At 52.8% G+C, this 286-nt stretch carries 1 rRNA gene; it reads left to right on the forward strand.

Annotated elements, in window-relative coordinates:
- A 16S ribosomal RNA gene (locus AW165_RS18885) occupies positions 1-286 on the forward strand; the annotation flags it as partial.

Raw genomic sequence — 286 nt, forward strand, 5'->3', positions numbered from 1 at the left:
AATCGGAATTACTGGGCGTAAAGCGCACGCAGGCGGTCTGTTAAGTCAGATGTGAAATCCCCGGGCTTAACCTGGGAACTGCATTTGAAACTGGCAGGCTAGAGTCTTGTAGAGGGGGGTAGAATTCCAGGTGTAGCGGTGAAATGCGTAGAGATCTGGAGGAATACCGATGGCGAAGGCAGCCATCTGGCCTAACACTGACGCTGAGGTGCGAAAGCATGGGGAGCAAACAGGATTAGATACCCTGGTAGTCCATGCCGTAAACGATGTCTACTAGCCGTTGGGG

Origin of the sequence: Acinetobacter sp. LMB-5, from assembly GCF_001541635.1 — a bacterium.
Taxonomy (GTDB): domain Bacteria; phylum Pseudomonadota; class Gammaproteobacteria; order Pseudomonadales; family Moraxellaceae; genus Acinetobacter; species Acinetobacter pittii.